Source organism: Luteibacter sp. 22Crub2.1 (assembly GCF_900167995.1).
Taxonomy (GTDB): domain Bacteria; phylum Pseudomonadota; class Gammaproteobacteria; order Xanthomonadales; family Rhodanobacteraceae; genus Luteibacter; species Luteibacter mycovicinus.
Window position 1 is genome coordinate 70828 of sequence record NZ_FUYT01000006.1, and the last position, 23654, is coordinate 94481.

Annotated in this window: 25 protein-coding genes; 15 read left to right on the forward strand and 10 right to left on the reverse strand. The window is 65.3% G+C overall.

Annotated features, from left to right (window positions below):
- Positions 1–59: 59 nt before the first annotated feature.
- Positions 60–668, reverse strand: a complete 609-nt coding sequence (locus B5X73_RS07535; RefSeq protein WP_079521175.1) for a TetR/AcrR family transcriptional regulator — start codon at positions 666–668, stop codon at positions 60–62.
- Positions 669–807: 139 nt separating this feature from the next.
- On the opposite strand from B5X73_RS07535, the gene B5X73_RS07540 reads away from it, so the two are divergent.
- Together B5X73_RS07540 and B5X73_RS07545 are read left to right on the forward strand one after the other, a co-directional pair.
- A complete protein-coding gene (locus tag B5X73_RS07540) occupies positions 808–1542 on the forward strand; it encodes an SDR family oxidoreductase (protein ID WP_079521176.1) in 735 nt (244 codons plus the stop codon).
- Between the two features lie 27 nt (positions 1543–1569).
- Complete coding sequence (locus tag B5X73_RS07545) at positions 1570–1857, forward strand: DUF1330 domain-containing protein (RefSeq protein ID WP_079521177.1); 288 nt, start codon at positions 1570–1572, stop codon at positions 1855–1857.
- 69 nt (positions 1858–1926) lie between these two features.
- On the opposite strand, the gene B5X73_RS07550 is transcribed toward B5X73_RS07545, so the two are convergent.
- Positions 1927–2721: an NAD(P)H-dependent oxidoreductase gene (locus tag B5X73_RS07550; RefSeq protein ID WP_036109148.1), complete on the reverse strand. Its 795-nt coding sequence runs from the start codon at positions 2719–2721 to the stop codon at positions 1927–1929.
- An 86-nt stretch (positions 2722–2807) separates the two neighbouring features.
- Between B5X73_RS07550 and B5X73_RS07555 the strand changes: the two genes are divergently transcribed.
- The 7 genes from B5X73_RS07555 to B5X73_RS07590 all read left to right on the forward strand — a co-directional run bounded on the left by B5X73_RS07555 (position 2808) and on the right by B5X73_RS07590 (position 9673).
- A complete protein-coding gene (locus tag B5X73_RS07555; RefSeq protein ID WP_079521178.1) occupies positions 2808–3722 on the forward strand; it encodes a LysR family transcriptional regulator in 915 nt (304 codons plus the stop codon).
- Between the two features lie 100 nt (positions 3723–3822).
- Positions 3823–4062 carry a helix-turn-helix domain-containing protein gene (locus B5X73_RS07565; protein ID WP_217699748.1) on the forward strand — a complete coding sequence of 80 codons (240 nt, stop codon included), beginning with the start codon at positions 3823–3825 and terminating at the stop codon, positions 4060–4062.
- 152 nt (positions 4063–4214) lie between these two features.
- Positions 4215–4943, forward strand: a complete 729-nt coding sequence (locus tag B5X73_RS07570; RefSeq protein WP_079521179.1) for a gluconate 2-dehydrogenase subunit 3 family protein — start codon at positions 4215–4217, stop codon at positions 4941–4943.
- Positions 4944–4947: 4 nt separating this feature from the next.
- Positions 4948–6723 (forward strand): GMC family oxidoreductase, encoded by a 1776-nt coding sequence (locus B5X73_RS07575; protein ID WP_079521180.1) that lies wholly within the window; start codon positions 4948–4950, stop codon positions 6721–6723.
- Positions 6724–6733: 10 nt separating this feature from the next.
- On the forward strand, positions 6734–8071 hold the full coding sequence (locus tag B5X73_RS07580) for a cytochrome c (protein ID WP_079521181.1): 1338 nt from the start codon (positions 6734–6736) through the stop codon (positions 8069–8071).
- 78 nt (positions 8072–8149) lie between these two features.
- A complete protein-coding gene (locus B5X73_RS07585; RefSeq protein WP_139382698.1) occupies positions 8150–9217 on the forward strand; it encodes an NAD(P)H-dependent flavin oxidoreductase in 1068 nt (355 codons plus the stop codon).
- Between the two features lie 33 nt (positions 9218–9250).
- Positions 9251–9673: a hypothetical protein gene (locus tag B5X73_RS07590; protein WP_051943153.1), complete on the forward strand. Its 423-nt coding sequence runs from the start codon at positions 9251–9253 to the stop codon at positions 9671–9673.
- On the opposite strand, the gene B5X73_RS07595 is transcribed toward B5X73_RS07590, so the two are convergent.
- The gene (locus tag B5X73_RS07595; protein WP_079521182.1) at positions 9670–10074 is read right to left on the reverse strand and encodes a winged helix-turn-helix transcriptional regulator; all 405 of its coding nucleotides are present in this window, start codon (positions 10072–10074) and stop codon (positions 9670–9672) included. The genes B5X73_RS07590 and B5X73_RS07595 overlap by 4 nt on opposite strands.
- A 92-nt stretch (positions 10075–10166) precedes the next feature.
- Here B5X73_RS07595 and B5X73_RS07600 point away from each other — a divergent pair, with 92 nt between their 5' ends.
- The gene (locus tag B5X73_RS07600; protein ID WP_079521183.1) at positions 10167–11285 is read left to right on the forward strand and encodes an NADH:flavin oxidoreductase; all 1119 of its coding nucleotides are present in this window, start codon (positions 10167–10169) and stop codon (positions 11283–11285) included.
- Positions 11286–11309: 24 nt separating this feature from the next.
- On the opposite strand, the gene B5X73_RS07605 is transcribed toward B5X73_RS07600, so the two are convergent.
- Both B5X73_RS07605 and ompR read right to left on the reverse strand, forming a co-directional pair.
- A complete protein-coding gene (locus B5X73_RS07605; protein ID WP_079521184.1) occupies positions 11310–12638 on the reverse strand; it encodes an ATP-binding protein in 1329 nt (442 codons plus the stop codon).
- On the reverse strand, positions 12635–13351 hold the full coding sequence (ompR, locus tag B5X73_RS07610) for an osmolarity response regulator transcription factor OmpR (protein WP_079521185.1): 717 nt from the start codon (positions 13349–13351) through the stop codon (positions 12635–12637). The genes B5X73_RS07605 and ompR overlap by 4 nt, the downstream gene beginning before the upstream one ends.
- A gap of 176 nt (positions 13352–13527) precedes the next feature.
- Here ompR and B5X73_RS20985 point away from each other — a divergent pair, with 176 nt between their 5' ends.
- From B5X73_RS20985 to B5X73_RS07625, 4 genes are all read left to right on the forward strand, one after another.
- Positions 13528–14031 (forward strand): hypothetical protein, encoded by a 504-nt coding sequence (locus tag B5X73_RS20985; RefSeq protein WP_176167768.1) that lies wholly within the window; start codon positions 13528–13530, stop codon positions 14029–14031.
- Entirely contained in the window at positions 14009–14854 is an 846-nt protein-coding gene (locus B5X73_RS07615) for an alpha/beta hydrolase (protein WP_217699749.1), read from the forward strand. The genes B5X73_RS20985 and B5X73_RS07615 overlap by 23 nt, the downstream gene beginning before the upstream one ends.
- 79 nt (positions 14855–14933) lie before the next feature.
- Complete coding sequence (locus B5X73_RS07620; RefSeq protein WP_079521187.1) at positions 14934–15593, forward strand: M24 family metallopeptidase; 660 nt, start codon at positions 14934–14936, stop codon at positions 15591–15593.
- Positions 15594–15640: 47 nt separating this feature from the next.
- A complete protein-coding gene (locus tag B5X73_RS07625) occupies positions 15641–16612 on the forward strand; it encodes an alpha/beta hydrolase (RefSeq protein ID WP_079521188.1) in 972 nt (323 codons plus the stop codon).
- 92 nt (positions 16613–16704) lie between these two features.
- Here B5X73_RS07625 and B5X73_RS20990 read toward each other — a convergent pair whose 3' ends face one another.
- The 3 genes from B5X73_RS20990 to B5X73_RS07640 are packed head-to-tail and all read right to left on the reverse strand — an operon-like array spanning position 16705 to position 18838.
- Positions 16705–16971, reverse strand: coding sequence for a DUF3325 domain-containing protein (locus tag B5X73_RS20990; RefSeq protein ID WP_036109186.1), 267 nt, complete (start codon positions 16969–16971; stop codon positions 16705–16707).
- A complete protein-coding gene (locus tag B5X73_RS07635) occupies positions 16968–18533 on the reverse strand; it encodes a PepSY-associated TM helix domain-containing protein (RefSeq protein WP_079521189.1) in 1566 nt (521 codons plus the stop codon). The genes B5X73_RS20990 and B5X73_RS07635 overlap by 4 nt, the downstream gene beginning before the upstream one ends.
- Positions 18530–18838, reverse strand: a complete 309-nt coding sequence (locus B5X73_RS07640) for a hypothetical protein (RefSeq protein ID WP_079521190.1) — start codon at positions 18836–18838, stop codon at positions 18530–18532. The genes B5X73_RS07635 and B5X73_RS07640 overlap by 4 nt, the downstream gene beginning before the upstream one ends.
- Positions 18839–19222: 384 nt before the next feature.
- On the opposite strand from B5X73_RS07640, the gene B5X73_RS07645 reads away from it, so the two are divergent.
- Positions 19223–21316 carry a TonB-dependent siderophore receptor gene (locus tag B5X73_RS07645; protein WP_079521191.1) on the forward strand — a complete coding sequence of 698 codons (2094 nt, stop codon included), beginning with the start codon at positions 19223–19225 and terminating at the stop codon, positions 21314–21316.
- A 219-nt stretch (positions 21317–21535) separates the two neighbouring features.
- Here B5X73_RS07645 and B5X73_RS07650 read toward each other — a convergent pair whose 3' ends face one another.
- Both B5X73_RS07650 and B5X73_RS07655 read right to left on the reverse strand, forming a co-directional pair.
- Complete coding sequence (locus B5X73_RS07650) at positions 21536–22525, reverse strand: DJ-1/PfpI family protein (RefSeq protein WP_079521192.1); 990 nt, start codon at positions 22523–22525, stop codon at positions 21536–21538.
- Positions 22526–22603: 78 nt separating this feature from the next.
- Positions 22604–23593, reverse strand: coding sequence for a GlxA family transcriptional regulator (locus B5X73_RS07655; protein WP_176167770.1), 990 nt, complete (start codon positions 23591–23593; stop codon positions 22604–22606).
- Positions 23594–23654: the final 61 nt, after the last annotated feature.

Sequence of the window (23654 nt, forward strand, 5' to 3'; positions counted from 1 at the left end):
TCTAGTAACTAGGGGTAAAAAAACGCTTCGCGAAGAAGCGTCCGTATCGCCTCCCGGCCTCAGGCCGGGAGCTTCAAAACCTGGCGGGTTGTAGCCATCGCCTTGTCGAACGGTTCGGTGTTGCGAACGATCTTGACCATGACGCTGGCGCCCAGCCAGAGCTGGTAGAGGCTCTGCGCCACGTCCGCCGCCGGCTCGTCGACCGACAGTGAGCCGTCGGCCACCCCGGCCTGGATCGCTTCGGCGAGGTAGCGGATGATCCCCGTGGTACCGCGCCTGAGCGAGGCGCGCATCACTTCGGACAGATCCGCCACCTCGGCGCCCAGCTTCACGGCAAGGCACTTACCCTGGCAGTCGTGGAAGGACTGGTTGTCCCGCCACGCCTGAAAGTAGTTCTCCAGACGAGCCGCCACCGGGCCGCCGGCCTGGCGCAGCGTGCGATCCATGTCGGCCAGGTAGTCCTCGAAGTAGTCCTCGAGCAAGGCCTCACCGAACGCGTCCTTCGATCCGAAGTAGTGATAGAACGAGCCCTTCGGCACACCGGCGGCCGTCAACACTTCATTGAGGCCCACCGCCGAGAACCCCTTGCCGCCCATGATGCGCTGGCCCGTGGCCAGGATCCTGGCGCGGACGTCGGACGATTCGTTGATGGCGGTGGCTGGGCTCATGGGAAGAACTCTACACGCCATTAGACCGGTCGTCTAGTATTTTTTTCGAGGAATATCTGAACTGACGGGTTTTAAGTCCGGCAGGCCATCCACATGTCGAACGCAGCGATATTCCCAACCCACCGAGCAAGGATCTGGAATGAACACCACGCAGAAAGTCGCCCTCGTCACCGGCGCCACCCGCGGCATCGGTCAGGAAACCGTCCGTCAGCTGGCGAAGGAAGGTGTGATCGCGCTGCTGGCTGGCCGCGACGCCGGTCGTACCAAGGCGGCGGCGGACAAGCTCAAGGCCGAGGGCCTCACCGTCGAACCGATCGCGCTCGATGTGACCGACAGCGAGAGCATCAAGAAGGCCGTGGCGGAAGTCACCGCCAAGTACGGCAAGCTCGACATCCTGGTGAATAACGCAGGCATCCTCGTCGACGACATGAGCAAGGCCCCGTCCGAGCAGACCCTCCAGGCGTGGCGCGAGACGTTCGACACCAACGTCTTCGCGGTGGTCGAAGTGACCAATGCCTTCCTCCCGCTGCTCAGGAAAGCCCCGGCGGCGCGTATCGTCAACGTCTCCAGCCAGCTCGGCTCGATCACGCTGCACGTCGATCCGAACTCGCCGATCTACAGCTTCAAGGTGCCGGCGTACGACGCGTCGAAGACCGCCATCAATTCGTGGACCGTGCATCTTGCTTATGAACTGCGCGACACGCCGATCAAGGTCAACGCGGTGCATCCGGGTTATGTGCAGACCGAGATGAACGGTGGCAACGGCGAGATCGATGTGCCGACCGGTGCGAAGAGCAGCGTCGGTATGGCCTTGCTCGATGCCAACGGTCCGACAGGTAGCTTCACCTACCTCGGCAAGACGCTTCCCTGGTAAGTCCACCCATCCATCAGGATCTGAACTATGGCGACTTATGTCGTGTTTTCCCGCGATCGCACGAAAGATCCGGAAGAGATGAAGATCTACGCAGAGAAAGCCAGTGAGGCGCGCGGGAACCATCCCATTACGCCGCACGCGTTCTACGGTGAGATCGAGACGCTAGAGGGGCCCGAGGTCGAGGGCGCGGTCATCATAAGCTTCCCGACGAAGGCCGAAGCGCTGGCCTGGTACAAGAGTCCGAAGTACACCGAGGCGCGCGCGCATCGGTTCAAGGGTGCGGACTACCGGGTGTTCATGGTCGAAGGGGTCTGACCGACACCCACGGAACCCGGTGCTCGGTCCGTACGATCGAGCATCGGGTTTCGAGCCATGGGCTCCGCTTCAACAGGGTGCCGTGCCAGTGTCCTGATGAAGTCCGAATCCGACCGTATCCTGTCCAAGCCCGTCACGCAGACGCAAGCTCGGTATCTCGTAGTCGCCCCCATTCTGTCGCCGGAAAGGAATCGGAGACGTGATCGCCAGATTGCGCATGCGCTCGCGTAACGCTTCGGCCATCGCGGGAAACGCGTCCTCGCCCATGCGATCCAGACGGTAAGCGACGAACGGCGGCAGGACGTCGAACCCCGGGTAGTGCAGTACCCCGTGGTTGATCGGAAAGAGCAGGTCATCGATAGGCCCGTTGATCCCGCGTGGCCCGTAGTGCTCCTCCCAGCCACCGGCGGTCACGACTAGCATGGCGCGCTTGCCCGCGAGCGTGCCTTCGCCGAAACGGTCGCCCCAATGCCTGTCGCTATGCTCGCCGACGCCGTACGCGAAACCACAGGCGTACACGCGATCGATCCATCCTTTGAGAATCGCCGGCATCGTGTACCACCACAGGGGGAACTGCAGAATCACCGCGTCGGCCCAGAGCAGCTTCTCCTGTTCCTCGCGCACGTCATCGGTCAGGGTTCCCGAGGCAAAGGCTTCAGCCGAAGCACGTGCGGGATGCAGACGGTCGTCACTCCGGAGGGCAGGGAAGTCATCGCGATCGACCACCGCTTTCCACCGCTGAGCGTACAGATCGGTCTGACGCACGTCGTGGCCCTGAGCCAGCAGCTCCGCGATGGCGACATCGCGCAGTGAACCATTGAGTGAGCGGGGCTCAGGATGAGCAAAAACAAGCAAAACCTTCATAAAGACTCCGGATGTCGAATGACCTCACGGTAGCCAACACGTGATCCATCCACTATATGGATGGATGCATAACTCAGTGCCGAAAAATGGATAGATCCGATCTGACGCTGGAACGCATGCGCACCTTCGTGCGCGTCGCGGAGCGAGGCAGCCTGTCTGCGGTGGCACGCGAAAGCGGCCTGGGACAGTCGACGGTCACGCGCCATCTGCGCGAACTCGAGGCCGCTGTGGGAGCACCATTGCTCAGCCGGACGACGCGCCGCATGACCCTGACCGACGAAGGCACGCGCTTCTACGCCTCAGCCCTGCAGATCCTGCGGCTGGTCGAGCAGGCCGCCGACGAAGTCAGCGATCACCGCGGCGCTAATGCAGGTACGGTCCGTCTCTCGACGACGAGCGCTCTGGGCATCCTCCACATAACGCCGTTGATCTTCGCATTTCAGGATCGGTACCCCGATATCCAGGTGGAACTCGGGCTCACCGATGAGCGGATCGATCTGGTGCGGGAAGGCGTGGATATCGCCATTCGCCTCGGGCCCCTCGACGACAGCTCGATGAAACTGCGCGCGCTCGGCTCCAGTCAGCGCTTGCTGGTGGCCTCTCCCGCCTACCTGGCCTCTCGCGGCACACCTGCATCGCCAGACGATCTCATCGGGCATGACAGCATCCGCATGTCGAACGTGATCGGCAGCGACGTCCTCTTGCTCGACGGTCCGGACGGTGTGCGTCACGCGATCCCGGTCACAGGTCGTCTGCGTGTCGACCACGGTCTGGCTGCGCGAGCGGCTGTCGTGGCCGGGCGAGGCATCGTGTCGGCTCACCGATGGATGGTGGACGACCTGCTGGTGACAGGGACGGTGGTCCCCGTGCTGCCGGATCATCGCCCGGTGGCCGTGCCGCTCAACCTGTTGATGGTTCCGGGGAGATCGGACGTCGCGCGCGTGCGACGTCTGATCGACTATCTGGTGGACGCCATCGCCACCCTCCCAGGTATCGCTTAGGGCGAATCGCTCATATCGCCTGACCGCCCGACACCTCGATTCGCTGCGCCGTCACCCAGCGGTTATCCGCTGAAAGCAGGCTGGCGATCATCGGGCCGATATGAGTCCGTCGTCGTTTCATCAGCATTTTCGTGCGGTGACGTCGTTATCGCCGAAGCAGTTTCAGAAACAGCTGCGGCTGATCGAGGCGCGTCGCCTCATGACCGGTGAGGGCAGGTCGGCGAGCGGTGCCGCCTTTGCCGTGGGATACGAAAGTGTTTCGCAGTTCACCCGGGAGCATTCGCGGATGTTCGGTTTGTCCCCAGGTAAGGACACAGAGCGGCGCACGGCACCCCTGTAAAAAACGCAATGCAGATATGACGACATCGGTCGATAAGACACCTGTAACATGCACGTGTCACATTAGTTCATAACTGAAGTATATCGACCGACAGTAAGACCGTCGGTGGTTTTTCTATTGTCTTAAGCCAGCCTGCCGCCCCGGAGCCAGCCATGTCCTCACCGGACGAAACCAACGCCGCGTTGCAATCGCGACGCCGTATCCTGCTTGGCCTGACCATGGCCCCGCTCGCTGCCGCTCTCCCGCTCGCCGCGACAGCCACGCACAAGCCAGGTGACGGCGCCACCGCTGAGAGCGGTGCCGGGTACAAACCGAATTTCTTCAAGGACGTGGAATGGACCTGCATGGTCGCCATCTGCGACCGGCTGATCCCCAGTGACGACGTCGGCCCCGGTGCCGTCGAGACCGGCGTGCCCGAGTTTCTCGACCGCCACATGCAGACGCCGTACGCCAATGGCGCCATCTGGTACATGCAGGGTCCCTTCCTCGAAGCCCCGCCGGAGTTCGGCTATCAGGGCCGCCTCACGCTGCGCGACATCATCCGTGTGGGCCTCAACGCGATCGACGCGCATTGCAGGAAGACCTTCGACGGCAAGACCTTCGCCCAGCTCGAGCACGCCCGGCAGGAAGAACTGCTCAAGGCGGCCGAGAGCGGCAAGCTCAAGCTGGAGGACATCTCGTCCAAGCTGTTCTTCACCAACTTCCTCAACGAAGTGAAGAACGGCTACTTCGCCGATCCCCGCTATGGCGGCAACCGCGGCATGGCCGCGTGGAAGATGATCGGCTACCCCGGCATGCGCGCCGATTACCTGGACTGGATCACGGTGCGCGACAAACCGTATCCGCTGCCGCCGGTCGATCTGTCCGGCAAGAGGGGTTGAGACGATGGCTACCGTGAAACCGAAAGTGGACGCCGTCATCGTCGGCATGGGCTGGACCGGCGCGATCCTCGCGAAGGAACTGACCGAGGCAGGCCTCAACGTCGTGGCGCTCGAGCGCGGTGCCGACCGCGATACGCAGCCCGACTTCGCTTATCCCAAGGTGGTGGACGAGCTCGAAGGCTCGGTGCATCGCCGGTTCCTGCAGAGTCTCAATCAGGAAACCGTCACCATTCGCCACAACAGCTCGTCGGATGCCGTGCCGTATCGCCAGATGGGTTCGTTCAAACCCGGTACGGGCGTGGGCGGTGCGGGTACGCACTGGTCGGGTTGCCATTTCCGTCCGCTGCCCGAAGACATGTACCTGCGTACGAATATGGAACACCGTTACGGCAAGGCCTTCATTCCTGCGGACATGACGATCCAGGATTTCCCGGTCAGCTATGACGACCTGGAACCGCACCTGGACATGTTCGAGCGCGTCTGCGGCACCTCGGGCAAGGCGGGCGTGATCAACGGCGTGCTGCAGGAGGGCGGCAACCCCTTCGAAGGCTCGCGTTCGAAGGAATACCCGCTGGGGCCCAACCCGAATTACCTCGGCGCCGAACAGTTCTACAAGGGCGCGAAGGAAATGGGCTGGCATCCGTATCCGATTCCCACGTCCAATGCCTCGGGTCCGTACGTGAATCCGTACGGCTGTCAGATGGGTCCGTGCAATGCCTGCGGCTTCTGCAGCGATTACGGTTGCCTGAATTACTCCAAGGCCAGCCCTAACGTTTCGATCCTGCCGGCGCTGCGCATCAAGCCGAACTTCGAGCTGCGCGCCAACTCGCAGGTGCTCAAGGTCAACCTCGACAGCACAGGCAAGAAGGCGACGGGCGTTACGTATCTCGACGCGCAGGGCCGTGAAGTGGAGCAACCGGCGGACATCGTCCTGCTGTGCGCGTTCCAGCTGTTCAACGTGCACCTGATGCTGGTGTCGGGCATCGGCAAGGCCTATGACCCGGTGACGCAGACCGGCACCATCGGTCGTAACTACTCGTACCAGAACCTCAACCGCACGGTCATGTTCTTCGACAAGAGCGTGCAGGCCAACCCGTTCATCGGTATCGGTGGCGCGGGCGCGACGATGGACGATCTCAACGGCAATCAGCTCGACAACGGCAAGCTCGGCTTCGTCGGCGGCGGTCTGGTCTGGGCGCGTCAGCCCGGCGCGGGTCCGGTGCGCGGCATCAACGTGCCCGCCGGTACCCCGAACTGGGGCACCGACTGGAAGCGTGCGGCGGCGGACAACTTTCGTCACTCGTTCTACTTCGAGGTGCAGGGTGCCTGCATGTCGTATCGCCAGAACTATCTGAGCCTGGATCCGACCTATAAGGATTCGTTTGGCCGTCCGTTGTTGCGGATGACCTTCGACTGGCAGGACAACGAGATCAAGGCGTCGCAGTTCCTCGTGGGTCAGGCGCTGCAGATGGGCCGCACCCTCAATCCGTTGTCGATTCTCGGCGATGCGAAGAAGGACGGCGAGCACTACAACATCACCAAATACCAGAGCACGCATACCTGCGGTGGCGCGACGATGGGCTCGGATCCGTCGACCTCGGCGCTGAACCGTTATCTGCAGTCGTGGGACGTGCCCAACGTGTTCGCCATCGGCGCCAACGCGTTCCCTCAGAACAACGGCTACAACCCGACCGGTCTGGTCGGCGGCCTCGCGTACTGGGCCGCCACGGCCATCCGCGAGAAGTATCTGAAGGACCCCGGTCCCATGGTCCAGGCGTAAGGAGAACGAGATGAAAAAGTTCTTCCTCACCCTGATCGCCCTCGGCGTGGTCGTGCTCGTGGCTGCGCTGGCGTTCGCGTTCTGGCCCACGCACACGCGTGCGATCACCGGCGATGTGCCCGCGGACGACAAAGCCCTGATCGAGAAGGGCCACTACCTGGCCCTGGCCAGCGACTGCACGGCATGCCACAGCCGTCCGGGCGGCAAGCCGTTCGAAGGTGGCCTGCCGATGGCGACGCCGCTGGGTACGATCTACAGCAGCAATATCACGCCCGACGCGGACCACGGCATCGGCAAGTACACGCTCGACCAGTTCGACCGCGCGCTGCGTCATGGCATCGCGGCGGATGGCTCGAGCCTTTACCCGGCCATGCCGTTCCCGTCGTATGCGCGTCTCAGCGACGACGACGTGCGCGCGCTGTACGCGTACTTCCGGCACGGCGGCATCGAGCCGTCGTCGCGCGCGAACCAGGGCACGGCGATTCCGTGGCCGCTGTCGACGCGCTGGCCGCTGGCGATCTGGCGCAAGCTGTTCGCACCGGATGCCGACAGCGTGGTATTCGATCCGAAGGCGTACCCGGACGAGAAGATCGCCCGCGGCGCCTATCTCGTCCAGGGCGCGGGTCACTGCGGCAGCTGTCACACGCCACGCGGCTTCGCTTTGCAGGAGCGGACGCTTGACGAGAAGGGCAGCTCGTACCTGTCCGGTGGCCAGGTGATCGACGGCTGGTATGCGGTGAATCTGCGTGGCAACACGGCCGACGGTCTGGGTCGCTGGAGCGAACAGGACATCGTGGACACGCTGCGTACCGCGCGTAACGCGCACAGCGCCGTGGTCGGTCAGCCGATGGCCGACGTGGCCGTGCACAGCATGCAGTGGCTGAAGGACGACGATCTGCATGCGATCGCGGCTTACCTGAAGACGCTGCCGGCCACCGCGGATGATCCGTCGCGCTTCGCGCCCGACGACACCACCGCGAAGGCCCTGCAGGCCGGCATCAACGATAGCCGTGGCGCTGAAATCTACGTCGATAACTGCGCTGCTTGCCATCGCACCGACGCGGAAGGTTACGCGCACGTGTTCCCGACGATCGCGGGCAACCCGACCGTGCTCGCGGACGACCCGACCACGCTGGTGCGGCTGATCCTCGGCGGTAGCCACCTGCCGTCGACCGAAAAGGCACCGTCGCCGCTGGGCATGCCCGGTTTCGCCGAGCGTCTGAGCGATGCGGAGGTGGCGCAGGTGGCAACCTTCGTGCGTACGGGTTTCGGCAACCATGCGTCCGCTGTCACCGAGAGCCAGGCCGCGGCGGCACGCACGTCGCTGCGGAAAGCCGAAGCACACTGAAGACTTTACGCGACGCGGAGGTCGACCGGTCTATCCTTGCCGGTATCGACCTTCGCGGTTCGCTTCGAGGAGTTTGCTGTGCCTGTCTGGACCGACCGTCGCGTGCTCGACCTGTTCGCCATCGAGCATCCTTTTCTTCTCGCGCCGATGGCCGGCTCCGGCGGATCCGCTCTCGCGATCGCCGTGGCGCGTGCCGGTGGCCTCGGTTCGCTGCCGTGCGCCTCGATCACCGCCGACAAGGTGAGTGAGGAGGTCGCGGTGTTTCGTGCGGCGGTGTCCGGACCGATCAACCTCAATTTCTTCGCGCATACGGCGGTGACGCCGACCGAGGCGCAGACACGTCGATGGCTGGACCGGCTGGCGCCCTACTTCAGCGAATTCGATGTGGATCCGGCAAAGCTGCCCGCCGCCGGTGGGCGCGCGCCGTTCGATGCCGCCATGTGCTCGCTCGTCGAAGAGCTGAAGCCCGAAGTGGTGAGCTTTCACTTCGGCTTACCCGAGACGGCTCTGCTCGACAGGGTGAAGGCGACCGGTGCCATCCTTCTTGCCACCGCGACCACGGTCGCCGAAGGCCGCTGGCTGGCCGAGCGCGGCTGCGATGCCGTCATCGCCCAGGGGTATGAAGCCGGAGGCCATCGCGGCAACTTCCTTACCGACGACATGACGACGCAGCCCGGCACGATGGCGCTCGTGCCGCAGATGGTCGACGCGCTGAGCATCCCCGTGATCGCCGCCGGTGGCATTTCCGATGGACGTGGGATGGCCGCAGCGCTGTGTCTGGGCGCCTCCGCCGTGCAGATGGGCACGGCCTTCCTGCTGTCGCCGGAATCGACCAGCGCCGCCGTGCATCGCGCCGCGCTGCGCGGCGTACGTGACGACAACACCGTGGTCACCAACGTGCTGACCGGGCGCCCGGCACGCGGCGCCATCAACCGCCTGATACGTGAAGTAGGTCCCCTTTCCGCCGATGCACCGCCGTTCCCCCTGGCGGCCGGGCCGCTGACGCCGTTGCGGGAAGCGATGGCGCAGGGCGATTTCCAGCCATTGTGGTCGGGTCAGGCCGGTGCCCTGGCCAGGGAGGTGCCAGCGGAGGAGATCGGGCGTACCATCGTTGCCCAGACGGCGGCGGTGCTGCGCCTGGGTTGATGCTCGCGGGCGCATCCGCGGGAAGGGGGAAACATGATCGACAATGCCAACGAATGGATTCGGCTGCGTGTCAGCGACGATCCCGATGACAACCAGCGCGCCGCCAGCGAGACGGTGCCGCTCGCGGTGTGGATGCAGATCCACGCACGCGCTCCCGAACTGCGGCCGTTTATCGCCTACAACCGCACGTCGCCGCCGGAGATGCTGGAACGTCTGGCCAGCGATGCGAACTGGATCGTCCGCCACGCCGTGGCCGAGCGCGTCGACGCCTCGGAGACGCTGCTGCGCGAACTGGCCGACGACGTGAACGAGAAAGTGCGCGTGTGTATCGCCGCCAATCCTTCGACGAAGCGTGACGTGTTGCAGTACCTGTCGCGGGTCGACGGGTCGGATGCGGTAAGAGCGCGGGCGAGTGCCCGGCTCAGGGCCCAGGCGCACCCGTCGTCACATTCCTAGCCGACGGCATGCGCAGGCGCGGATGACGCTTCGTCATAACGAACCCGCGCCGCCTCGACCTCATCCAGGTTCTGGTGCATCCAGATGTAGAGCTCCTTGAACGGCCGATGCAGCGATCGGCCGAGATCGGTGAGCGCGTACTCCACACCGATCGGCGCGGCCGGAATGATGCGTCGCGTAAGCAGCCCGTTGCGCTCGAGACGGCGCAGGCACTGCGTGAGCGCCTTCTGCGTGACGCCTTCGAGCTGCCGCCGGATCGCGTTGAAGCGCAACGGCCCGCCGTGCAACACGGTGAGGACCATCATCGACCACTTATCGGCGACCTGCTCGAACAGCACGCGGCTGGGGCATCCGGCCGAGAAGTGCGTGGGAGAGCAGGTCGGGTCAGCGCGGGTTTCCATGGAGATACCTGAGAGCTTTCAAGTGCCTTATTGACGCCAAGTATATCCTGTATACCCTCGCACGCATCTTCAATAAAGGTGCGATATTTCTCATGACCCAGGCCGCTGTCGACGCGCTGTTCCGCCCTTTCACCCTCAAAGGCCTCACGCTGGCCAACCGCATCGTCATGGCGCCCATGACCCGTCTGTTCACTGACGCGGGCGTGCCGGGCGAAGCCAACGCCGCTTATTACCGCCGCCGTGCCGCCGATGGCGTCGGCCTGATCCTCTCCGAAGGCACGGTGATCGACCGCCCGGCCTCGCGTAACGAACCCAACATCCCCTCGTTCTTCGGCGACGCCGCGCTGGCCGGCTGGCGTCACGTGATCGACGAAGTGCACGCCGTCGGCGGTCGCATGGGGCCGCAGATCTGGCACACCGGCGGTACGCGTGGCATGTCGGGTTGGGTGGGGCCGGTATCGGCGGAAAGCCCGTCAGGCATCAACGGCCCCGGCGACAAACACGGCGTGGCGATGACCGATGAAGACATCGCAGACACGGTGGCCGCTTTTGCGCGCGCCGCCCTGAGCGCGAAAGACCTCGGCTTCGACGTCGTCGAACTGCACGGCGCGCACGGCTACCTGATCGACCAGTTCTTCTGGCATGGCTCCAACGAGCGTACCGACCGCTACGGCGGCGCCACGTTGCCGGAGCGCGCGCGCTTCGCCGCCGAAGTCGTCGCCGCCGTACGCGCCGCGATCGGCCCGGACATGCCGCTGATCCTCCGCGTCAGCCAGTGGAAGCAGCAGGACTATCAGACGCGTCTGGCCCATACGCCGGCCGAGCTCGAAGCGTGGCTGTCGCCGCTGGTTGCCGCTGGCGCGGATGTCCTGCATTGCTCGCAGCGTCGTTTCTGGGAACCGGAGTTCCCGGACGTCGACGGCGCCGAGGGTCTCAACTTCGCCGGCTGGGCGAAGAAGGTGACCGGCGCGGCGACGATCTCCGTGGGTTCGGTTGGCCTCGATGGCGAGTTCCTGGCCTCGTTCGGTGGTGCGACGTCGTCGCCGGTGGGCGTCGAGCGTCTGGCCGAGCGCCTGGAGCGCGACGAGTTCGACCTGATCGCCGTGGGCCGCGCGTTGCTGGGCGATCCGCAGTGGGTATCGAAGGTGCGCGCGGGGGATACAGCGGCGATGAAGTCGTTCGATCCGGCGTCGCTGGCTGAGCTGGTCTGACAACGACACCCCCGTCTATCCGCGTCACATCGCGGGTAGACGGCGTTCGCATGGGACGCGTAAACCTACGAAGCCCGCCTGAGTCCGTGGATCGCCGCGCGGCAACACCAGCGTCGCGGCGAATCCGCCTTCCGGCAGGTTGCGCAGATGCAGTTCGCCGCCGTGCTGGATCGCCGTGCGTCGAACGCTGGCCAGGCCCAGACCGCTGCCCGTGGCATCGCTGCGGGCGGCGTTTCCGCGGAAAAACGGCTGGCCGAGGTGGGGCAGCAAGGCCTCGGGTACGCCGGATCCATGGTCGATCACCGTCGTCATGATCTCCGTCGCGCTGACCTCGATCGTCGCCTCGAACGGTGCCGCACCATGTCGGCTTGCATTGCGGACGAGATTCTCCACGGCGCGACGCAAGGTCAGAGCCTTGCCCTGGATGATCGGCGTATCGGGCAGCCGCAACGTCCACACCTCGCCATGCGCCGATGCGACAGCCGCCACGTCGTGCACGATCGCGCTCAAGTCGACGTCGCCCGTCGCTTCGTCACGACCGTCGCGTGCGAAGGCGATGAAGTGTTCGCAGAGGCTGTCGAGCGCATCGATGTCCGCTTCCATGCCGCCGCGCAACGCGGGATCGGTCACGGGCGAGAGCTCCAGTCCGAGGCGCAGCCGGGCGAGCGGCGTGCGCATGTCGTGCGACAGCGCGGCCAGCATGAGGTCGCGCTCACGTGCGCTGGCACGAACGTCGGCCGCGGCGCGGGCGAGGGCAGACCGTAGCTCGGTCAGTTCACGCGCGACCCCGTCGGGGAGCGATGGCGGCTCGCTTCCGTTCACCATGTGGGCGGCACTGTCGGCAAGCTGCCGCAGCGGTGCGGTGATGCTGCGCGCGTAAAGTCCGGCGAGCAGCACGATCAGCACGCCGCCCAGCGCAATGGCGAGCAGGCCGGCGCGAACAGCCGGCTTTCCGGTGTTGGTCACTGGCACACCCAGCCAGCCTGTCGCGGGCGCCGGCGCAGCGATCCACAGCGTGGCATCGTGCATGCCATCGATGCGCACTTCACGACCGGGAAAGGCCTGGCGGATGTCCTCCAGAGTGCGGCGAACGACGAGAAGGACGGGCTCCCTGCCTGCGGGCGCGGTGGGCGCGCGGATCACGTGGATCTCGGCCAGCCCGGCCTCCTTGCCGCTGGCGATGAGCGTATCCGCGACGACGATACGTGCCGTCGCGCCGCGTATGCCCACGCGGCCCGCGCCTTCGTCGCTGGTGATCCGGATCGCGACGATGCTCAGGACGAAGCACAACCCGACCGTAACGGCGAGCAGCGTGGCGATCCTTGCGAACAGGCTGGATGGCCGCCGGTTCACGGGCCGTCCGGAACGAAGACGTAGCCGTGTCCCCAGACGGTCTGCAGCCAGCGCGGTTCGCGCGGATCGTCTTCCACGACCCGGCGCAGCCGGCTCATCATCACGTCCATGCTCCGGTCGAAGGCCTCATGGTCACGACCGCGCGCGGAGCTCATCAGCTGGTCGCGCGTGAGTGGCTGGCGCGGGCGCTGTACCAGTGTCGCGAGCACGGCGAACTCACCGGTCGTCAGGTGCTGCGGTTCGCCATCGCGGAGCAGGCGGCGCGTGCCGAGTTCGAGTACGAAGGGCCCGAAGACGACGCGCCGGTTGTCGGTGAGCGGTGCGCCGGGCGCGACGCGCCCACGGCGAAGCACGGCGTTGATCCGGGCGACCAGCTCGCGCGGGCTGCCCGGCTTGGCCAGGTAGTCGTCGGCGCCGATCTCGAGCCCGACGATGCGATCCACCTCGTCGCCGCGCGCCGTCAGCATGATGATCGGCGTATCCACGCCCTGGCCACGCAGGCGACGGCAGATGGCAAGGCCGTCTTCTCCCGGCATCATGATGTCGAGCACGATGAGGTCGACGTGTCGACGCTTCAGCTCGCGGTCCAGCGCCTTGCCGTCCTCGGCCGTCACCGTCGCGAAGCCCTGGCTCTGCAGGTAGCGCGAGAGCAGATCGCGCAGGCGCGCGTCGTCGTCGACGATCAGGATGCGGGAGGGCGTGGACTCGGTCATGGTGCGATTCTGCCGTGTCCGGGACGCGACCGGGGCGCCACCGGGAGCGAAGGTGTAACAGGATGTTTCGTAAGCGATGCACGGAAACGTTCGGTTGCGAAGCGTGACGGCGGGCCGCCCTGGAATTCGTCAGAGTGACGTCTCCGGCCGGACGGCCATCGAGATGGAGTTTGCTCATGTATCGCACGATTGCCTGCTCCCTGGCGCTTCTTCTCGCATCCGGCGTGGCGACCGCATCGGGTCGTTTCGTCGCCTATGGCGCCCACGGGCAGGCCGAGGGCGGTGCCGTCGCCGGCCACGCGGCGGGGTTCCGGGGTCCCAACGGCGCGGCGGGCGCGCACGGTCGTCGTACGGTCTCCGATGGCCAGGGCAATGTGACATCCAACGCCGGAGGTAACTGGCGTGGAGCTGGCGGTGGCACGGCAACGACCCGCGCGACAGCCACGCATAACGCCGATGGCACTGGCAGCTTCGATCGCAACACGAACGCTACCGGGACGCAGGGTGGAACGTTCGCGGGACAAACCACGGGTGCGCAAGGGCAGGGCATCACGCACTCCGCCTCGGCGACCGGCGCGGCTGGGAACAGCTACAGCGGCAGCACGACGGTCACCCGGGACGGGGTCACTCACACCGGCAGTTGCAGCAACGCGGCTGGTGAAAGCATCGCCTGTCACTGAGGAAGCCGTGGTGTACCCCATCCTCCGACTCATCGTCTGGCTGATCGCCTTCATCGTCTTGCCGGCGGCGGCCGCCGATGTGTCGTATGGGCCGTCGCGCGAACAGACCCTCGAGGTTCACGTGCCGGCAGGCGCGCATGACGCACCGATTCTCGTCATGGTCCATGGTGGCGCATGGATCGTCGGCGACAAGGACAACCCCGGCGTCATCGACGGCACGCTGGCGCACTGGGGCTCGCGAGGTGCGATCGTCGTGTCGGTCAACTACCGGCTATGGCCTGCCGCGTCACCGCTGGAGCAGGCGGCCGATGTCGCCAGCGCACTGGCCTGGGTGCAGCGTCACGCGCATGAGTGGCACGGCGATCCGTCACGCATCGTGCTGATGGGGCATTCGGCCGGCGCGCACCTCGTCAGCCTGCTTGCCGTGTCACCCGACATCGCCCGTGAGGCCGGCGTGGCGCCGTGGCTGGCCACGGTATCCCTCGACAGCGGTGTCGTGGATCTTCCCCAGATCATGAACGCGCCACATGCGCGTTTCTATGACCGCGTGTTCGGCCGCGACCCGGCGGGCTGGCCGGCGGCCTCGCCGCTGGACCGGCTGGTCCGCGCGCCCGCCACTCCGATGCTGATGGTGTGTTCGTCGGCGCGGGCGCAGTCGTGCGGGGCGAACGAGCGCTTTGCCGCGAAGGTGAACGCCCTGGGTGGACGAGCCGCGACGTTGCCCGTGGCACTGGATCACATGGCAATCAACCGGGAGCTCGGGGTCGATCCGGGATATACGCGGCAGGTGGACGCGTGGCTGCGTGCGGTGGGCTGGCCTTGAGGTAAGCGTGTCGCCCACCCTGTTGGCGGGATGCTTTGCCGGGGGATAATGACCACCCCGAAACGCCTGGACCGCCGCCATGCCCGCAGCGACCGCCGAGAACGTCGGCAGGAAATTCGATCTCGCCCGGATGCTGGGTGCCCGCGAGCGCGCCTGGACCGCCTTGCGCGACATCGCCTCGCGCATCCGTCCGGGCATGACGGAGCCCGAGGCCGTTCAACTGGCGAAGGAACGGCTGGAGGCTGCCGGTATGGATCGCATCTGGCATCCGAGCATTTTGCGTTTTGGCGCCAACACGCTGAAGACGTTCCGCCAGCGCTCGGCACCCGACACGGTGCTCGGTGAGAACGACATCTACTTCGTCGACCTGGGGCCCGTCTTCGATGGCCACGAGGGCGATGTGGGCGACACCTTCGTGGTCGGCGACGATCCGGTCATGCATGCCTGCGCAGCCGCGTCGCGCGAGCTGTTCGCCAGGGGTGAGGCACGCTGGCGCGAAGGTGTCACCGGCGTCGCGCTGTACGACTACGTCAGCGCCGAGGCCGACGCCATGGGCTGGCGTCTCAACCACGCGACCAAGGGCCACCGGGTCGGCGACTACCCCCATGCGGTGCACAAGGCCGGCAACCTCGGCGACTTCGCCGGCGCGCCGGTACCGGGTCTGTGGATCCTCGAGATCCAGATCGCCCATCCCACGCTGCCGATCGGAGCGTTCTACGAAGATCTGTTGATGGCGTGAGGCCACCCGTGCGTCAATGGAAGGATCGCCAAAGGACAGGGCAGGGAATGGCACATCGCACGACGTTTGTTTTACTGGCGCTTTGCGCCGTCGTTATCGCCTGTTCGAGGCCGGCGGCGACGCCGGTAGCGCAGACCGCATCGGCGACCGCCGCGGCCCCGGCCGCTTCCTCGACCGCTCCGAAACCGTACGTTCTCGACGACACCGAGGTACGCACGCTGCATGCGGACGGTACCGATCGGGACTATCAGGTCTTCGTCAGCCTGCCGGTTGGCTATGCCGATCATCCGGAGCGCACGTATCCGGTGCTGTTCGTCACCGACGCCAACTATGCGTTTCCGCTGATCCGCAGCATCGCGCGTCGGGTCGGTGACCATGGCGACGGCACGGAGGATTTCATCCTCGTCGGCCTGTCGTATGCGGTGGGCGACACGCCGGTGTACAGCCGCCGCCGCGATTACACCCCGACGGCGGACGGCGATCCGACGCTGACCTCCGACATGCCGGGCCGGCCGGTGGTGCATGGCGGCGGCGAAGCCTATGCCCGCTTCATCAAGGACCAGGTGTTCCCGCTGATCGCGCAGCACTATCGCGCCGACATGCATCGCAAGATCTACGCGGGTCACTCCTACGGCGGCCTGCTCGGCGCGGACATCCTTATCCACGACCCGACGATGTTCGAGCAGTACATTCTGGGGAGCCCGTCATTCCAGTTCGGTAAGCAGGTCGAATTCGCACGGCTGCGCGATGCGATGGCGAAGCAGAAAGACATGCCGGCCAACGTGCTGATCGTGCTCGGTGGCTACGAGACCATCGAGCCTGCCTCCAGGGATCCCCGTTACAACAGCAGCGTCGACATGATCGGCAACGCAAAGCGCTTCGTCGCCCAGCTCAACGCGAAGCACTACCCGAACCTGCACATTCGCATGGCCACGGTCGCCGATGAGGATCACCTCACGGTCTTCCCGGCCATCATTACGCGCGGTCTGCTCTGGGCCCTGCCGGGTAAGCATGCCTGACGGCACTCCCCCCCCCACGCGAGTGAGGCAGTGGCACGATCGGCGCGTGGCACCCCGGGCGAGCCACTCACGTTGAGCTGGCTACCGGCAAGCTACCTGGACATTCCGGTAACCGTGAACGCCACGACCAGCGCGCCGAAGGTGAGCACGCCGACGCCATAAACGGCGCCGAGGGCGGCACCTTCGATCAGCATGCTGCCGCCGTAGGCAAGCACGACGAGGGTCCAGCCGATCCATCTCGCCGCCACGGTACGCCCAGGCGACATCGCGCGGCCGAACAGATCGCGCTGATGTCGCGACATGCCGAGGCACAGCAACGTGAATCCAAGCAGGGAGGCAAGCATCGGTAAGAGGATCATGCCGATACCTCCCGCGTCGCCGCCCGTTTGCGTCCCACGACGACGGTCGGCCGCTTGTACACCTTCCACGTGGCGAACCCGAGTGCGCCGGCAAGGGCGATCATGGTCAGGTCGAAACCTGCGAAAACCCAGTCGCCGTGCAACAGGCTCGGCACCAGCCAGCGGTCCGTGGTCAGCGCGTCCACGACGGGGATGGCGGCAAAGGCGGCGGTCGACGCCGCCAGCAGCGTGAGCCATCCGCGTCGCGGCGACAGAAGGCAGGCGAGCAGCAGCGATCCGCCCCAGGCGATGAAGAACGCATGCACTTCCCAGTCCGGACGGCCGTCCATGCGCAGCGGCAGCAGGCGGTTGGCGAGGAAGTGGCAGGCGAACGCGAGCGGGAGACCGGCGACGCTGGCGATATTCAGCCGCTCGACCAGCCGGAAGCCGATGTGCGGGCGCTCGGGATCGGGCAGCTGCACGCGCCGTTTGGCCGTCCACAGTATGAGCCCCGTCGCGACCATCACCGTACCGGCAAGGCTGCAAAGGAAATACAGCCAGCGCAGCAGATAGGGTGCGTAGCGTCCCGCATGCAGGCCCACCATCACGCTCTCGGTCTCGCTCGCAGCACCCTTCGCGGCCGGTACCGGATGCATGTGGCCGGTGGCCGCATCGAACTGCAAGGTCTTCGCACGCGCCGCCATACCGTCGCCGCCGCCGCGGAACATGCGTACGATGCCGTTGGCGTCGCCGGGGAACGCGATGTCGATATAGCCCGGCTCCGCGCCACCCCATGCCACACGCGCCTGGCGAATCATTTCCGCGATCGGTGCCACAGGCGCGGCGTTGCCGGAACGCACCGGTGGCGCCTCGCTGCCATAGGCATCGGCGGAGTACGCCGCCACCGTGGGATAGGCCACCGTCATGCCCCAGGGCATGTACAGCGACTGCAACGTGACCAGCCCGGTGAAGGTGATCATGGCGTGGAACGGCAACGCGAGCACGGCGCTCAGGTTGTGCGCATCCAGCCACGAGCGCTGCCCCTTGCCGAAACGCAGGGTGAAGAAGTCCGCGAAGATCTTCTTGTGCGTGATGACCCCGCTGACGATCGCCACCAGCATGAACATCGCGCAGAAGCCGACGATCCAGCGCGCCCAGAGCACCGGCATGTAGTGCAGGTCGAAATGCATACGGTAGAGGAAGAAACCGCCGATGGTCGCGCGCGACACGACGGGCTGCCCGTTGCCATCGAGCGTGATGGTGTGGTCGCGCAGCGACCGGCGCGTCTCGCCGGCCGGTTTCCAGTAAAGGGTGGAGGCGATGGCGCGCCGACCGGGCAGGGTGATCGACCAGCTGTCCGCGCCGGGCTGGTTCTTCTGTAACCAGTCGAGGGCGCGCTCGGAGGCCAGGGTGATCTGGCGCTGGCCGGTGATCTCCGGCTGCATCCATCGGGTGATCTCATCCTGGAAATACGCACTGGTGCCCGTGGCGAAGATCGCCAGCAGCAGCCAGCCGACCAGCAGGCCGGCCCAGGTGTGCAGCCAGGCCATCGACTGGCGCAGGCCGCCGTTGACACCGTTCATGCCGCACTCCCGTGCATCGACCACGCGAGCGCACCCGCAAGGGGAAGGCCGAACGCAGCCAGCCACAACCACACCCGCGTCGCGCTGCGCATGGCGAAGGCGAGAATGACAACGGTGGCGTACACGGCGAACGAGGAAAGCATGCCTGTGATCACCGCCTCGACGCGCGCGACAGGCAGCCAGCGAGCGAAGGCTGAGGCGACCAAAGCCGCCATCGCGTAGCCGCCGAAGACGGCGGCAACCGTACGCGACGTGATTTCCAGCACGCGAGTGGACTGAATGCCTGCGGCCTTGCGCCTGGCCATCGTCAGAATCTCCTTTCCAGGTTGAGCATCACGCTGCGGGGCTCACCCCAGTTGGTGCGCGTCGAGGACGCGGTCACGAAGTAATGCCGGTCGAAGGCGTTCTTCACGTTGAGTCGCATATCGGATAGCGCTTGCGTCGACGACGTGCGACTGGCTACCCGATGAGCGAACGGAATGGCGGGACCGCGGAGGAATCGAGTTCAACGATTTTACGGAAATACGATCCATTCGCAATCTCTGCGCTGAAGAGACGTCGCGCTACAGCATGGCCTGACCTTCGCCTACGCCACAGGATCTTGCGAAACCAGACGCAAATCGTCATCATGGTAATGAGAGTCGTTCGCATTGCCGACGACAACGACATCCAGCCACGGACCCAAGCTCATGACCCTTCCTTCGAAGGCGCTGCCTCTGCTCATCGCAGGGGTACTGGCGTCGCATGCCTCGTTCGCTCAGGACACCGCCCGCAGCGACAAGGCTGTTCAGCTCGACGCCGTCGACGTGCACGGGGTGAGGGTGGACGAAGGCTATGCCCGGCAGGACGCCTCCGGCGCGACCAAGACCGACACGCCGATCATCGAGACCCCCCAGGCGATCTCCGTGATCTCGAACACGCAGATGATCGACCAGGGCGTGCTGACGGTGCAGGATGCGCTGCGTTACTCCGCAGGCGTACGCTCGGACGCTTACGGCGTGGACAGCCGCGGCGACGACGCCTTCGTCCGTGGCACATCCTTTACGCAATATCTGGACGGCCTCCGTCAGGCGCTTGGGTCTAGCTACGCCCGTACGGAGCCCTATTTTCTCGACCGCATCGAAGTGGTCCGCGGCCCGTCGTCGGTCCTCTACGGACAAGGCACCACCGGCGGCCTGATCGGTCTGACCTCGAAGCGTCCCCAGTTCACGGCGGCGCATGAAGTGCAGGTGCAGCTGGGAAACCATGCGCGCAAGCAGACGGCCTTCGACTTCACCGGTCCCCTCGACGCCGCCGGGCACTGGGCGTATCGCCTGATCGGTGTGTTGCGCGATGCGGACACCCAGATCGACCACGTATCCGACGACCGTCGCGCCATCGCACCGTCGATCACCTGGCAGCCGGACGCGAACACGCGCTGGAGCCTTCTGGTCAATCTCCAGTTCGACCGCAACGGCTCGTCACTGAACTTCCTGCCGCATGCGGGCACCTTGCTGCCCAATCCGAACGGGCGCATTCCGACGAATCGCTTCGTCAGCGAGCCGGGCTTCGATCGCTACGATACCGATCAGCGCTCGGTATCGTCGTTCTTCGAACATCGCTTCAACGACACGTGGAAGTTCGTGCAGAACGCGCGGTACTCGCACGACAACGTCGACTATCGCTCGCTCTACCCGAACGTCTATTCGAACCCTGCGTACCCGTTCCTCGACGACGACCAGCGCACCGTGTCGCGATACAGCTATGTCGCCATCAGCCGGCACAAGCGTCTGGTCACCGACACCCATGCGGAAGGGGATTTCGATACGGGAAGCATGCATCACCGTGTCCTGTTCGGCCTCGATATCAGCTATTCGCACACCGATAGCGCGCAGGGCAACGGCCTCGACGCCACGCCGTTCGATCTCTATGCGCCGGTCTACCACAACGGTTTCGTGCCGCCCGATGTTTTCCCTGTCGCATCCAGCCACACCCGTCAGACCGGCCTCTACGTCCAGGATCAGATCAACTGGGGCGATCACTGGATCGGTACCGTCGGCGTGCGTCACGACCGTGCGACGCTGACGACCGGCGGCAGCCGCTCCGTCGATAACGCGACCACGTCGCGCTTCGGTCTCATGTACCGGTTCGATAGCGGCATCGTGCCCTACGTCAGCTACACCGAATCGTTCCAGCCGCTGGATAGTCTCGACTTCTACAACCGGCCCTATGAGCCCTTGCGCGGCAAGCAGTACGAGGCCGGCCTGAAGTACCAGCCTGTTGGCGGATCGACGCTGATCACGGCAACGTATTTCGATCTGCGCGAGGAAAATCGACTCGCACCGGATCCGCAGAATCCCCTGAACCAGATACAGGCGGGGCGGGCGAAGACGCGCGGCGTCGAACTGGAAGGCAACTCGCGGATCGGCAATCATGTCGACCTGATCGGCACGTACACCTGGACCAGGGCGCGTCCCGACGATGGCACGATCGTCGCGGGTCTGCCGAAGACCCAGGCATCGGTGTGGGGCGTCTATCACGTGAACGCGGCCGACAGCGACGGCTTCAGTTTCGGCATCGGTGCGCGTTATATCGGTACCAACTACGACGAGACGGGCACGCTCGTGGTTCCCCACAAGACCCTGTTCGACGCGATGGTCGCGTACACGCAGGGCCCATGGCGTTTCTCCGTCAACGCGGCCAACGTCACCGACCAGGTTTACAACGCCTCATGCCTCGCGCGCGGCGACTGCTTCTACGGTCCGCGCCGCAGCATCATGGGAAGTGCCAGCTACCGGTTCTGATGGCATCCGGACGGCCGAAACGTTATGGTCGTCCGCTCTCCGGACAGACGAACGGGGTGCCAAGCTGTGGATTTGCTTGACGGTCAGCGTGATGAGGCCAACATCAGCCATGATGGGGCTTTGGAGGGCGGGCTGAACCTGAAAACCGCCTGGTCGAGCCCCAATCAAGGCAAGCAGTTGCACGAGCCGCGGGTCGCGCAACCTTTCCAAATCGCAAAATCACGGCTGCGCTGGCGATGCTTTCAGCATGATGTCCAGCTCGAAGTGCCTGGCATCGGCACCCGGTTGTGTCTCGAAGCTCAGCATCACATCCCGCCCTTCCTGCCGATTCGTCCACCGATGCTTCCCCGCCGCCTTCCACAATCCACTCTTCCGGGCACCCGCATCCAGCCGGTCGAGCAACTCCGCCGCTGGCGTCGCCGTCTCCACGTGATATCGCGAGACCCACTGATCGAGATCGCCCGTCGACACGTACTCATCGAACTTCGCGTCCTTCGGCCACTCGATCCCCGCCTGAAGCAGCTTCTTGGTCAGGAGGCGATCTGCCATCCGTGACCGCACAAACCCACCGTCGGGGTTCCAGTCGTATTCCAGGCGCATGGCGACGGTACGTGCCTCATCGGTACCGCGAACCCTGGCGACGACATGCAACGCCGCGTCGATGCCGGACGAAAGGCCGGCCGACGTGATCAGCTTGCCGTTATCGGCCCAGCGCACATCGCGGATCACATCGATCTTCGGAAAGGCGGCCGCCAGCTCATCGATCCGCGGCGTAAAGGTCGTGGCCTTGTCGCCGTCGAGCAGCCCCGTTGCGCCGAGAATGAAGGCGCCCGTGCATACGGAGAGCACCTGCCGTGCGGGCACCGAACGCTGCCGGATGAACTCAAGCACGCGTGGATCCTTCTGGGCATCCTCGACGTCGCCACCAGGGATCAGCAACACGTCGAACGGCGGCGCCGTGGCGAAGCTCGCATCGGGCGTGACCTTTAGCCCCATCGCCGTCGTCACGGGCTTGCCATCCGGCGATACGGTAACCACGCCGAAGCCCGCCGTACCGAAAACCTCGTAAGGGCCTGCGAAATCGATGATCTGCACGCCATCGAACATTACGATGCCAACCCGGACCGGCGCCGCGGACCCGTGCGGTTCGTGCGACGCGAGCGCGGGCAGGGCGAAGAACATGGCGAGCAACAGCAGCAGGCGGCGCATGGGCGGATCCTCCGTGAACGATGCCGCACGCTAAAACGTTTCTGGGTGCTTTTGCGGACATGGAACCCGCGCAAACGGTCACTTAGCCGCGAAGCGCGCCCGGTACTCGGCCGGCGTGCTACCCAGCCGGCGGACGAAAGCCCGGCGCATCGCCTCGTCGGAAGGAAACCCGCACTCGTCGGCGACACGCTTGATGTCCTTGCCGGTGCTCTCGAGCAGGGGCTTTGCCGCTTCGACGCGCAAGCGCTCGATGTACTTCAGCGGTGTCACGTCGAAGTGCGCACCAAACCGGCGCGTGAACTGGCGAGGGCTCATGTGCAACCGATCGGCGAGTATCCCGACATCGAGTCGCCTGCGCAGGTTTTCGCCGATCCATGACGCCAGCGACGCGAAGTGCTCCGGCTGTTCCAGTGCATGCAGTTGTTCGCTGAACTGGCTTTGCCCGCCCGAGCGCTTGTTGGCCATGACCATGCGCCGCGCGACTTTCAGCGCCAGCGTGGCACCGTGGTCGGCGCTGACCATCGCCAGCGCCAGGTCCATCCCCGTCGTGATTCCCGCCGAAGTCCAGATATGGCCGTCGCGCGTGTAAATCGCGTCCGGCAACACGCGCACGGCAGGATAGCGGTCGCGCAGCTCGCGGATGTCGCTCCAGTGGGTGGTCGCCTCCCGGCCGTCAAGCAGGCCTGCCTCGGCGAGCAGCAAGGCGCCGCTGCAGATCGAGGCGACGCGGGGCACCCGTTGCGCCGCCTCGTGCAGCCATGTCACCAGGTTCGTGTCGGCGCGCACCCGCTCGACGGCGTCACCCATGCCGCCGCAGACCAGCAAGGTATCGGTTTCGTTGGGCATATCGCGGTAGTGGGTATCCGGCAGCAGGCGCATGCCGGATGCCAGTTCCACGGGCTTGTCCGTCGCGGCCAACACCTGCGTGCGATACAGCGGCGCACGTCCGGGCTCGTCATCCTGGGCCTGGCGGCTGGCCAGCGCGAACACCTCAAGGGGGCCGCTGATGTCCAGCGACTGCGCCTGAGGGTAGACGAGCATGCAGATGGTGCGGGGAGCGGCAGACATACGTACGTTTTCATTCCGTGGGCGGATCACGGTAAACGATACCTCCGATGGCATCCGGACG

Coding starts and splice junctions, on each gene's coding strand:
- B5X73_RS07575 (WP_079521180.1), top strand. CDS start 4,948: ATGGCTACCGTGAAACCGAAAGTGGACGCCGTCATCGTCGGCATGGGC.
- B5X73_RS07600 (WP_079521183.1), top strand. CDS start 10,167: ATGACCCAGGCCGCTGTCGACGCGCTGTTCCGCCCTTTCACCCTCAAA.
- B5X73_RS07565 (WP_217699748.1), top strand. CDS start 3,823: ATGAGTCCGTCGTCGTTTCATCAGCATTTTCGTGCGGTGACGTCGTTA.
- B5X73_RS07570 (WP_079521179.1), top strand. CDS start 4,215: ATGTCCTCACCGGACGAAACCAACGCCGCGTTGCAATCGCGACGCCGT.
- B5X73_RS07535 (WP_079521175.1), bottom strand. CDS start 668: ATGAGCCCAGCCACCGCCATCAACGAATCGTCCGACGTCCGCGCCAGG.
- B5X73_RS07655 (WP_176167770.1), bottom strand. CDS start 23,593: ATGTCTGCCGCTCCCCGCACCATCTGCATGCTCGTCTACCCTCAGGCG.
- B5X73_RS07580 (WP_079521181.1), top strand. CDS start 6,734: ATGAAAAAGTTCTTCCTCACCCTGATCGCCCTCGGCGTGGTCGTGCTC.
- B5X73_RS07555 (WP_079521178.1), top strand. CDS start 2,808: ATGGATAGATCCGATCTGACGCTGGAACGCATGCGCACCTTCGTGCGC.
- B5X73_RS07635 (WP_079521189.1), bottom strand. CDS start 18,533: ATGAACGGTGTCAACGGCGGCCTGCGCCAGTCGATGGCCTGGCTGCAC.
- B5X73_RS07550 (WP_036109148.1), bottom strand. CDS start 2,721: ATGAAGGTTTTGCTTGTTTTTGCTCATCCTGAGCCCCGCTCACTCAAT.
- B5X73_RS07650 (WP_079521192.1), bottom strand. CDS start 22,525: ATGCGCCGCCTGCTGCTGTTGCTCGCCATGTTCTTCGCCCTGCCCGCG.
- B5X73_RS07640 (WP_079521190.1), bottom strand. CDS start 18,838: ATGGCCAGGCGCAAGGCCGCAGGCATTCAGTCCACTCGCGTGCTGGAA.
- B5X73_RS07590 (WP_051943153.1), top strand. CDS start 9,251: ATGATCGACAATGCCAACGAATGGATTCGGCTGCGTGTCAGCGACGAT.
- ompR (WP_079521185.1), bottom strand. CDS start 13,351: ATGACCGAGTCCACGCCCTCCCGCATCCTGATCGTCGACGACGACGCG.
- B5X73_RS20985 (WP_176167768.1), top strand. CDS start 13,528: ATGTATCGCACGATTGCCTGCTCCCTGGCGCTTCTTCTCGCATCCGGC.
- B5X73_RS07625 (WP_079521188.1), top strand. CDS start 15,641: ATGGCACATCGCACGACGTTTGTTTTACTGGCGCTTTGCGCCGTCGTT.
- B5X73_RS20990 (WP_036109186.1), bottom strand. CDS start 16,971: ATGATCCTCTTACCGATGCTTGCCTCCCTGCTTGGATTCACGTTGCTG.
- B5X73_RS07545 (WP_079521177.1), top strand. CDS start 1,570: ATGGCGACTTATGTCGTGTTTTCCCGCGATCGCACGAAAGATCCGGAA.
- B5X73_RS07540 (WP_079521176.1), top strand. CDS start 808: ATGAACACCACGCAGAAAGTCGCCCTCGTCACCGGCGCCACCCGCGGC.
- B5X73_RS07620 (WP_079521187.1), top strand. CDS start 14,934: ATGCCCGCAGCGACCGCCGAGAACGTCGGCAGGAAATTCGATCTCGCC.
- B5X73_RS07645 (WP_079521191.1), top strand. CDS start 19,223: ATGACCCTTCCTTCGAAGGCGCTGCCTCTGCTCATCGCAGGGGTACTG.
- B5X73_RS07595 (WP_079521182.1), bottom strand. CDS start 10,074: ATGGAAACCCGCGCTGACCCGACCTGCTCTCCCACGCACTTCTCGGCC.